This window comes from Yersinia ruckeri ATCC 29473 (genome assembly GCF_000754815.1).
Taxonomy (GTDB): Bacteria; Pseudomonadota; Gammaproteobacteria; order Enterobacterales; family Enterobacteriaceae; genus Yersinia; species Yersinia ruckeri.
In genome coordinates this window covers 1,481,098-1,491,684 of the sequence record NZ_KN150747.1, presented here as the reverse complement: position 1 = coordinate 1,491,684, position 10,587 = coordinate 1,481,098, and the positions used below count along the sequence as shown (strand labels likewise).

Genomic DNA, 10,587 nt, shown 5'->3' with positions numbered 1-10,587 from the left:
CTTAGTTCATTAGAATTTTATTAATCTGAACGCTACGATCAAAGAACTCTTCAAGGCTGGCACCGAATAACATCGGTTCAGTCAGAGCTTCATCGCGTAAAATACAGCTCATAATCAAGCTATTATCATTTATCTGTAATGCTGGCTGTCCAGGCATAAAACAGGATGTCTGGTATTCCAGAATCGAGTTAAGCAAGGGAATACTGGCAACTTCGATTCGAACCGGTTCATATTCAGAAATAACAGTCCATAAAATGACGTCATCGGTTTGCATATCAACATTAATTGGCGGCATATTATCCAGCTCAAGTTGAATTGTTGAATGACAATCAAGCTCGGCATTAATTAAATCATCACGTCCAACGGACTGAAGAAATTCGTTTAACATCTCAATAAATCGGTATTTCATTTGCAACTCCACTAGATGGTTTTTATGACATTTATTTTTACTGATTCGGAAATTTCGTTGAATGAAATCACTTCAAGATCCGGATAGCGGCCTTCTAATATTTTTTTGACAAAACGACGAATATCAACTGGAACCAATACCGTGATATCTCGTAATGAAACATTTAAATCACTGGTAGCGACGGAGAAATATTGAAGAATATTCTCTGCCTTCTCGGGTTCGAGATTTAAAAATGTCCCGCCCGAAGATTGACGAATACTCTGGCGAATAGTGTCTTCAATATTGCTGCCTACCATCAAAACATGCATTACATTGCCGATAGAAAATTTATCAGAAATATATCGACTCAATGCGCTTCTGATATGCTCAACCAGCATTAGGGGATCTTTTTCTTTTGGTGCCCATTGAACTAAAGCCTCCAAAATAAGCTTCATATTACGTATCGATATTTTTTCCACCAATAACCGTTGGAAAACTTCTGTTATTTTTTGTACCGTTGCATGTCGATAACACTCTTTCAGAAGTTCTGGATATTTAACTTCTAAATCATCTAGTAGATTTTTTGCTTCCTGAATACCAAAAAACTCATGAATATGACGTAATAGTAATACGCTAATACAGTTAGTCATTTCTGTTATATCGTCGCACAAGTTAACATCCAGAGATTTTGCTTTGCTTTCATCTTTCTGGTTTATCCAGGTACTGACCGAACCATTGTTATCATTAACAACAGTAACATCAAATCCCAAAGCATCCAGCTCTTCTGCTGCCCCTACAACCTTAAAACTATCAAACTGAATAGGAAAATCACCCGCAGGAATTTCATTAATCAGTATAATGATTTTATTATTATCTACTGTAGGAGAGTAGTTAATCGCAACATCAGGAATTCGGTAGCCAAATTTAATAAATATATCTTTTTTTATTCGTAATGAGAAATCTCGTGACTCAAGAGATTCTTTATGATTTATGGATACAGAAACAATAATCGGTAATGTTTCCGGAATAAAATTATCGATATCATTCTTTACTCTGGTTGTCTCACCTGATATCGCATCATTGGGAATATTTTCTCTTTCCTGTGTCGAATGATCAGAGTCTTTATTACCTTTTTTACCCTGATAGAAACGATAAAAGTAGAGCGAGAATAATAAACCAGCCAGTAAGAGGAAAATGAACGTTGGGAAGCCAGGTAAAAATCCAATAGCACAGGTTATAATCGCAGTGACTAATAAAGAAAAATCATTGTCGAATAATTCAGCGACAATATTCTCACCTAGATTCTTATCATTTCCGCCCACTCGGGTAACAATAAATCCGGCGCTAATAGAAATCAGTAATGCGGGAATTTGTGCCACCAAACCATCGCCAATAGTCAGTAAAGTGTAGCTACTCAACGCGGTGGACATGTCCATTCCCATCTGAGCAACACCGACTGAAATACCACCAATCAGGTTAACAAAAATAATAATGATGCCGGCTATTGCATCACCTTTGATAAACTTCATTGCACCATCGAAAGAACCAAATAGCTGACTTTCCTGCTCTAACTCACCACGTCTGATTTTCACCTGGTCATTATCAATGATGCCCGAACGCGCATCGGCATCAATACTCATCTGCTTGCCCGGCATAGCATCCAGAGAGAAACGGGCAGCAACCTCTGCGATACGCTCCGAACCTTTGGTTATCACAATAAATTGCACAACAGTGACGATAGCGAAAACAACAATCCCGACAACCAAGTTATCTTGAATAACAAATTGGCCAAATGTTGCGATAATATCACCAGCATCAGCCTCAAGCAGAATTAATCGACTGGTACTGATCGATAAAGCCAGGCGAAATAATGTGCTGATAAGCAAAATTGATGGGAATGATTTAAAGTTAAGGATCTTAGTAATATAGAACGAGCCCATAAAAATGAGCACGGATATCATAATATTTAGACCAATCAAAAAATCGATAAGAAATGTTGGTAATGGAACAATCAACATGGCAATAACCGTCACCATGACCAACAATACCATCAGTTCCGGTTTATTACGTAAACTCAGAAGTAACCCTGTTATTTTATTCATTTCTAATGGCACCTTGACAATAGACTTCTCTAGCCAGTTCTTCTTCTCTCTGTTTTACTCGACTCATATAATCTTTGAGTAAATCAATTAGATCATTTCTTAGCTCTAAAGAAAAAAACAAATCAACAGATATCGTTGAAAAACCTGTAATTAACATCTGTATAAAAATAGCTTTAGTCTCTAGCGTTGTAACAGAGAAAAAATTCTCAATAAATTCACTCAAAATTCTTTCGTAATCATCAGCATTCCGGATGCCGGTAATGAATATTTTTGCCAGGGCTGTCTCATTCCCTTTATTTTTATCAATTAAATCTGATCGTATTATTTTTTGCAGGAACATAAATTCCGCAGAATGTAGTTCACGTAAACTACCTACCCGACGAAATAAATTACCAAATTCGATAACATTGATGTTACCCGTCGGTATTGCTTGTAAATCACAAGCTAACGCGCGGGTAAGATAACGCAGCATCACTTCTCTCTGTTGCCCATCAATTTCATCAACCCACTGTTCATAAATATATATAGTCGGGCCGTCATAGCAAATAAACTCACGATAGATATTCCTCAACTCACTTGAGGATTTTTTTAACGATGAAGAAAACAGCCGTGCCGACAATGCGACATTAACCCCAGCCTCAGTTCCACGATCAATATCTTCTTCCTGTAACTGCGATTTTAACTCGTTGAGTGCTTTGAGTATTTTCTCGGTCAGTTTTTTTCTGCGCAGTAACTCAAAAATAGCCATCAACATATCGCTGGCATCGGGAAAATATTGAGCCAAATAAGAACGTAACTGTTTAGGCGTCATTACCTCACGATTAAATACTTTCTCAATGTGACTGATTTTCTCGTCGGCATTATCATCAAGAATCCTGTCGGTATACAGCGAGCTCTCTTCACTCTGAGATCGTAATTCTTTGCGTCGATTAAATTGCGATGCCAGCATTGCCATAGAGGCATACTCGCTGGTGTTATTGATAACACCTTGCCCACGCAATGTTTCCTCAGCATCATCTAGAACTTCTGGCGCTTCGCCACCTTTATCCCGTTGAGCCACCAAATAGCGAGAGTTTCCTCCTAAAGGACTTATTGCCATGTGCGACTCATATAGGTTTGCAGTAATTTGACCGAAGCCTGCAACTGCTCATTTTTATTGATAATTCGATCGCTTAAGCGATCTTTTTCGGAGAACTGTCGTCCATCCCAGCTCTCAGATTCATTTAACAAGCGTGGTTGAATAAGGAAAACACGGATCATTTTTTGTTGATTACTACTACGATAACTAAATAACCGCCCCAAATAAGGGATGCTACCTAGCAGCGGAATCTTTTCATCACTTTCTTCTAACTGATCACGAGTATAACCACCAATAAGCAAGCTGCTATCTTTCGCAATACGCGCTACGGTGCTGATATTGGTTCTATTGACGATAGGTAAACCGCCAATTTGATCAACATCATTACTGCCTGCGCGTCCAGGACTACCGTCCTCAATATTAACGTCCATCTCAACCTGATCACCTTGAGAAATTCGCGGTAATACGCTGACCATAGTGCCGTATGTCACTTGCTCAAGTTTAGCGACCCGTTCGCCTTCCAGGCGAGCATAGAAACTTGAATTATTATCGAATAACGCAGGAATATTTTCCTGGGTCAATACAATCGGGCGAGACACTATTTGCGCATCACCGGTGCGGCTTATCGCATCCACTCGAGCCAAAAACTTGGCACTATTTGATAATGTGCTTTGGTTAAAAGCAATGCCGCCGCCGCCGGCTTTGAGATCACCGATACTCCAACGAACCCCGACTTCATCAAGCTTTTTCTTGGATATATCAATAATCCACAATGAAAGCTCTACCTGCCGGCGCGAAGAGTCCAAAGCTCTCACCAATTGATGTATATAGCGAGTTTGCTCTGCAGAGCCAGTCACCAATAAACTGTTACTGTTTGGATGCGCAACTACCGCAAACTTATCGCTATTCTCACCACGATTTATTCCAACGTTATTGGCGGTTAAATTCTTCACCGAAGGCGGCTTGGGAAAACCTTCCTCGATTTGATGTTCCGCCGTATCTCCGCGCGGCACTACAGTGATTTTATTACCCGGAATACCGTTCTCGAATAAAGAATTAATCACCGAGACCATGCCCGGTATGGTAATTGTTTGGCCGCGCTGAGTGTAAACACGATCATTGACTGATGAATGTTTCAGTGGAATAACCGTAACGTCGCGACCAGCCGTTTCTTGCATCTGATTCTGTTCATCAAGATAGTGAGCGGCAGCAGTAACCAGCTCTACATACATCGGCGGACCCGATACATAAATCACCGAGCTCTTATTTTGTGAACGAACGGGGAACCGGGAATCGTAAATCCCCGCAGTTTTAAGATAATTGATCAATTCATTCCAACTTGTTGAACGAGTGCTGATTAGCTGGTTCCGAATTTCACTATTATCGTAAATATAAATACTTGCTCCATCGTCATACCAGACTAATGCGGTACGACGGGCCAACGATTTGAACATTTCAGCTGGCTGAGAGAGATCAAAATTACCCGTGACCTTCTTCTGCAGCGCAGTTTTGCTGAGAATAATAGGTTTCCCTAATCGGGATGAGACCGCATCAAATACCTTGGCGATCGGAACATTGTTAGCGACGAACGAATCCAAGCTTTTTTCTTGAGCGACGGGGGTTGCAATCATAATTTCCCCTGAGGCAGAGGAAACGTAACCAGTCAGAGCAACTGTAGATAGCAACATCGCTATTTTAATGTGGACGAAAGGATTACCTTTCATATAAATTCATCTCCAGGCGTCTGATCTCTGATGGGGTAAGACCAAAGTTTTTCTTAATATCTAACGTAAAATGAGATGCCGAGCAGTACCCACAGCTCAGACCAACATCTAATATTGACATATCGCTTTCGATAAGCAGTAATACCGCCGTAGCCGTACGCCAACTCATCATTTTTTTCTTGGCTGATGAATTGAAATTTTTACGGCAAAGAAATCTAAAGTAAGGTGATGACAACCCATATTTCTTACTTAGCTGCTCAACTTTAATATGTTCTCCATTGGCAGACTGTGAAATAAGATAGCGAAACATCCCATAAGCTTCGTATTTTCGTAAAATAGCCAATAACGGGGAGATATTATTTTTACTCCCCATGACTTCATCAATAAGCAGGTCACTTACCGATAATTTATTGGTTTCAGGGCTTACATAATCCATCGGTAACGTAATAAAATCACTCATTTTAATTTCACGACCATGAGTCATATTATCTTTAGTACCAGTTTTATATTTTGCTTCATCAAGCGTTGCGAGTATCTCGATGGCGCTAAATATTGGTATACTCGTGATATACCAACTACCGGATAGTGGATCAAGTTCATCTAACGATGGTGTAATAATTACCGCAGGGGAAACAATCACATTATTACATCTATCTATCATAGAAGAATGTAATAATTTTGCATCGTTTGTCTCAGGCTGGACATAAACAACCATGCATTCTAGCGTTGGAAGATACTCTTCAACCTCTGTTTCTTTGTTTATTAGCATATTCATCACTAGGCATACCTTAGTTATTGATTGCCAGTTTCATCAACCGCCAAGTTTCTGAATAAGAATCTAACGAAAGTTCACTCCTCGCTCTACAGAATTAGATGGAAAAAAATCCACCTCTTATGAATATAGGTTTCTTTAATATCAGGTCTAGGAGAGTCAGAGTTATTCCGAATAAAATTATTTTGAATGATTAATAATAGCTCTATTGCAAGGGTAGGCGGCAAAATGACATATCCGTATGCCACTGATATACCTAAAGCCATCCCTGAGACAGGATCTATTCTAATGGATAATATGAGTACTGAACTCTACATAATAAAAATTGCCTTCGGGCCAATGGCGGGTACTGAACTGTTGGTCAAGCCCAACTTCTGCCAGATCGTCGTAGCCCCGGGTATCGAATACGAAACAGTGACGGAGGAAGACTCCGAGTTAACAACCTATTCTTTACCGACTGATGAAGGTGAGTACAAATTTACACTGCATCGTCAAAGCGATAGTGAGGATTTACCTGGTGGCCTATATGCCATATTGGAAGATAGCGAGAAACGACATGAACGTATTGATATCGTTTTTCATACTCTATTATTTGCTGACAATTTTCCGATACTGATTAAACCAGTCAATGATGAGTGGCACTACAATTCACAGGTATTACCTGCGGATAAGCATAACCCAACTCTCATAGAAAATCTGGAATTGTCAGAGAAAGTAAGAAAAAATAAATTAAAGCCGCTTCCCTGCTTGGTGATTTTTATTTTGTTGATTGCCGGTCTCTTTGCCTTTATTTTGGCCAGTGGAGATAAGGACTCGCAAAAAATCATTACACTTTCAGAATTATTAGCCGGTAGCTCGGCTCCCTTGACGATACTTAATTCAGGTGAGAATACGAGTTTGATACTGGCGAAAACACAGCGGGATATGGATTGGGTTTCTCAGCGATTGATCACTGAGAGTTATTCAGGACAAGCTACAACTAAACTTATTCATAGTTTTGAGAAAGAATTGGAAGCCTTAGTGCAAACAAGTACAGGTTCAGTACTTAAAGTTGATCTCACTACGCCATGCTCTCCCTTGGTTAAGCTAGTCAGAAGGATTAATAACCAAACAGAAATAGAAACGATTAAAACCACTGTGCGGTCAAAACTAAAATGTGCCAACCAGATTGAGATCAAAAGCTATGACAGAAAAGATATTCTTGACGAAGCGATTAATGGTATAAAATCCAATAACATTCCTTTCAAGTTAATTAATGACAGTAAAAAACCGGTCATTATTGTTAACACCGACCTTAATGATAAGCAGTTTATGTCATTAATTAAATTTGTAACCGAGTTTAATCAGAATTGGGGCGATAACTATGTTCAGTTCTCAATTTCATTAGCTACCGATTATCTGGCAGGAAAATCATTTTTGAATAGTCAAAGTGGTTATATCTTGTTAGACAATAATCATTGGTATTTTAAACAATAAATTAACCTCTATATTTATCACTGGAGAACATCATGGCATCAGACCCACTAACACTTCCATCTAAAAGTTGGGACCTATCTAATTATGAAAAACCTACTGCAACAGGTGTAGGTAATAATTTCCTACTTGATAAAGCCAATATATTTCATGCCCCTGTAGTAGGGAAAATGGAGGCTCTCGCCGCGGCAGAGAAAGAAATGGCAGATAATCCAACGGATCCGGTGGCAATAGTAAAATTTACCCAGCTATCCGCAGAATATAATGCCTTACGTAACATTCAATCGAATACGGCAAAAAACCTGAAAGATCTGGTTATGACCCTTATTCGTAATACCTAATATCTCTGCGGCTGATAGTCAGTCAGCCGCTATTTAACGTTGAGGTTTTCATGTCTTATTTTATCAATTTTTTGCCGATTAAAAGCGTAATCTCTGCCGCTGAAGAAATTTCAGCCGTAGGTACAGCATCACTTGAAGAAAAAGTGAAAAATTTATTCTCTCAACAGGCCGTAACCAGTAGCCAGGAAAAAGCTGCGCTTGAAGACTGGGTTACTCACGGTAATATTACCAACCCGGCAGAACTGCTGGCTTACCAAAAACGCCATAATGAGTATACCACTACCATGACGTTCGCCAGTTCTCTTACCCACAAAGCCGTTTCAGCGGTAGAAACACTGATTAAGTCTCAATAATTATGCAAATCATACGTGCACTGTTATTTGCCGGTTCAACGTTATTGTTAACAGCTTGCGATAAACAAAATTTATTGACTGAACTGGATCAGCGACAAAGTAATGAAGTCCTGGCTACGCTACAACAAAATGGTATTCAAGGTACCAAACATGAGAATGGCAAACTGGGCTTTTCTATCAATGTAGCAAAAAATGACTTCATTGCCGCCGTAGATTTACTCAAGCAATATAATTTGCCGTCAAAAGATGCGGTTGAGATTATTCAAGCTTTTCCCGGTGATTCACTCGTAGCCTCACCTCAGGCTGAACGAACACGCCTGTTATCATTAATTGAACAGCGGCTTGAGCAATCCATTACGACTATTCCTGGTGTGGTTAACGCTCGGGTACATGTCAGTTATCCATTATCGACAAATACTAAAGTGACTCAGCCACAGAGTATCTCCAGTCTGGTCACTTATGCTGGTAGTGAAGATACTAAGATCTTGATGAGTAAAATCAAACTGTTCCTTAAAAACAGTTTTTCAGATAGTACTTACGATAATGTTTCTGTCGTAATTGTCGAACGCCCTATTATTCAACGTATGGTGGCTTCGAGTACTCAATCAAATAATTCAATATCCAAGATTATACCCCTGGGTATTGCTGGTATAGGTTTGCTTGTTGCTGTTATTTTCTTTTTCCGTCGATCTATTTTTGTTGCTGGTACGAAAAAGAATATACCTACACAAGCGCCCATTGAAAGTGATAAATCCAAGTAGGTATTGATATCATGCAAGATCTACAAATATTGTTGTCACCTGGTAGCTACTTTCATCACGATCATATGAATCGCCCTTATCATGGCCTTTCGGAAATGTTACAAGCAATTCAAAACCAGTATTTGATAGAGAAATTTCAACTTCCACTACCAGAGAAAATGACTAGCAACCTTCCCCCGATGATTAAAAAGTCGTGGGGAAATTTGCGTGAAATAGCCTGGGGACTAGGATTACTCTCACTAGATACAACACATTGCCCCTATTTTTTGAGCCCGGCTGATGTTGAGATGAGAAAGTATGTTTTAGCAGAAACTCGTAGCACTTTGTTGATGGCAGAAAAAATTAGTACTGTGACCCCCAATCATATTGTTGCTGCGGGCGCAGTTCAGATAATCGATTTGATTTCTCTATTTGATCCCATGCTAAAAAGCAGATCTGAATATATGTTCAGTAATCAGGTAAGAAGATTATTGGGTTCATTTTACTTTCCACGTCAACCTTACAATGTCGTAGAAAAGGTATGTCACTATGTCGGCAGATAATAACCTCCTGGCTCATAAAGTAGCACAGGAAAAAGTATTAATAAAGAACACCGTAATAAAGGCAGATGATTATCATCGTCGTATTATTAGTTATGCTAAAAAATAAGCTAAATTGTATTTTCAGCAAGCCTGTAACGACGGTGAACATATCAAGAACCAGTCACAACAGCAGGGTTACGAGGCTGGTATTCGGTTGTTTTTAAAAGACTTAATATCATCACTGAGCCACTATCAACATGCCTATCATCAGGCCGTTGGCGAAACAGAAAAGCGGTTGAAACACAAGTTAGTTGAAATATTTAGCGACCCAAGAACCGTCGAGATTGTCGCAGAACATTTCGCTAATATGAATACTCATCATTCTGCTCTAGAAATATACGTACCAAGTAAATATTACGAAAAAGTAAAATCAACATTTAAAGACAATGAGGAAATAAAAATAGAAAAAAGCCATCGACAGCATCTCTTACTAAAGACAGGTGACAAGATTATAAATTTCAATCCTGATAGTAGCCCAAATCAGGTATTAAGCAGCATTTTTTCACCTATTGCATCTCATCAACTAACTGTTGAGAATGTTAAAAAATATAAAGAATTAAAAAAAATAATTTCAAATACGCTACTAAAGGAATGCGTTAAAAATGACAATAATTAATAATTACTCTACATCACTACCTATTTTAGATTCATCTGTAACCACAGTGACTCACAAATCTAAAAGTAATGATGATATTAATAAAATAATAAAAAATTTAACTGATACGCTGAAGAATGATAAAAACATCAATATAAAAACAGCTATCCAATACATCCATGAGCATCTAAAAGGTATTGATCAGAAAAGTAGTAATCAGATCGTAAGCGAATTTTTTTCACAGCTAAATAGCTCAACCGATACGAATGATATCACTTTATTAAAAGAGGTTATTTCACCGGCATATACCCTATACACCATCACTAAAAATATCACTTCAGAGTACTTAAATAAAATTTTAAATGAATCATCGAACTTTGATGATGATGACGACGAAAAAGAAATTTATAGATAACAGA

The 10,587-nt window shown here is 38.6% G+C and carries 12 protein-coding genes; 7 read left to right on the top strand and 5 right to left on the bottom strand.

Going from position 1 to position 10,587, the window contains the following annotated elements; translation table 11 throughout:
* Position 1 precedes the first annotated feature (1 nt).
* The 5 genes from DJ39_RS06590 to DJ39_RS06570 are packed head-to-tail and all read right to left on the bottom strand — an operon-like array spanning position 2 to position 6,067.
* The gene (locus DJ39_RS06590) at positions 2 to 409 is read right to left on the bottom strand and encodes an InvB/SpaK family type III secretion system chaperone (protein WP_038251261.1); all 408 of its coding nucleotides are present in this window, start codon (positions 407 to 409) and stop codon (positions 2 to 4) included.
* 11 nt (positions 410 to 420) lie between these two features.
* On the bottom strand, positions 421 to 2,490 hold the full coding sequence (locus tag DJ39_RS06585; RefSeq protein WP_038244565.1) for an EscV/YscV/HrcV family type III secretion system export apparatus protein: 2,070 nt from the start codon (positions 2,488 to 2,490) through the stop codon (positions 421 to 423).
* On the bottom strand, positions 2,483 to 3,589 hold the full coding sequence (gene sctW, locus DJ39_RS06580; RefSeq protein ID WP_038244567.1) for a type III secretion system gatekeeper subunit SctW: 1,107 nt from the start codon (positions 3,587 to 3,589) through the stop codon (positions 2,483 to 2,485). The genes DJ39_RS06585 and sctW overlap by 8 nt, the downstream gene beginning before the upstream one ends.
* On the bottom strand, positions 3,580 to 5,292 hold the full coding sequence (sctC, locus tag DJ39_RS06575; RefSeq protein ID WP_038244568.1) for a type III secretion system outer membrane ring subunit SctC: 1,713 nt from the start codon (positions 5,290 to 5,292) through the stop codon (positions 3,580 to 3,582). Before sctC ends, sctW begins: the two co-directional genes overlap by 10 nt.
* Positions 5,282 to 6,067 (bottom strand): helix-turn-helix domain-containing protein, encoded by a 786-nt coding sequence (locus tag DJ39_RS06570; RefSeq protein WP_049688193.1) that lies wholly within the window; start codon positions 6,065 to 6,067, stop codon positions 5,282 to 5,284. The genes sctC and DJ39_RS06570 overlap by 11 nt, the downstream gene beginning before the upstream one ends.
* A gap of 225 nt (positions 6,068 to 6,292) precedes the next feature.
* Between DJ39_RS06570 and DJ39_RS06565 the strand changes: the two genes are divergently transcribed.
* The 7 genes from DJ39_RS06565 (at position 6,293) to DJ39_RS06535 (ending at position 10,583) form a co-directional block, all read left to right on the top strand.
* Positions 6,293 to 7,540, top strand: a complete 1,248-nt coding sequence (locus DJ39_RS06565; RefSeq protein WP_157836122.1) for a PrgH/EprH family type III secretion apparatus protein — start codon at positions 6,293 to 6,295, stop codon at positions 7,538 to 7,540.
* 32 nt (positions 7,541 to 7,572) lie between these two features.
* Positions 7,573 to 7,878, top strand: a complete 306-nt coding sequence (locus DJ39_RS06560) for an EscF/YscF/HrpA family type III secretion system needle major subunit (protein ID WP_038244571.1) — start codon at positions 7,573 to 7,575, stop codon at positions 7,876 to 7,878.
* 50 nt (positions 7,879 to 7,928) lie between these two features.
* Positions 7,929 to 8,231, top strand: a complete 303-nt coding sequence (sctI, locus tag DJ39_RS06555; RefSeq protein ID WP_004722125.1) for a type III secretion system inner rod subunit SctI — start codon at positions 7,929 to 7,931, stop codon at positions 8,229 to 8,231.
* Between the two features lie 2 nt (positions 8,232 to 8,233).
* Positions 8,234 to 8,992, top strand: coding sequence for a type III secretion system inner membrane ring lipoprotein SctJ (gene sctJ / locus DJ39_RS06550; protein ID WP_004722128.1), 759 nt, complete (start codon positions 8,234 to 8,236; stop codon positions 8,990 to 8,992).
* 11 nt (positions 8,993 to 9,003) lie between these two features.
* Positions 9,004 to 9,534, top strand: coding sequence for a hypothetical protein (locus DJ39_RS06545; RefSeq protein ID WP_038251258.1), 531 nt, complete (start codon positions 9,004 to 9,006; stop codon positions 9,532 to 9,534).
* Positions 9,535 to 9,646: 112 nt separating this feature from the next.
* Entirely contained in the window at positions 9,647 to 10,189 is a 543-nt protein-coding gene (locus tag DJ39_RS06540; RefSeq protein ID WP_004722132.1) for a hypothetical protein, read from the top strand.
* Positions 10,176 to 10,583 carry a hypothetical protein gene (locus DJ39_RS06535; RefSeq protein WP_038251252.1) on the top strand — a complete coding sequence of 136 codons (408 nt, stop codon included), beginning with the start codon at positions 10,176 to 10,178 and terminating at the stop codon, positions 10,581 to 10,583. Before DJ39_RS06540 ends, DJ39_RS06535 begins: the two co-directional genes overlap by 14 nt.
* Positions 10,584 to 10,587 lie beyond the last annotated feature (4 nt).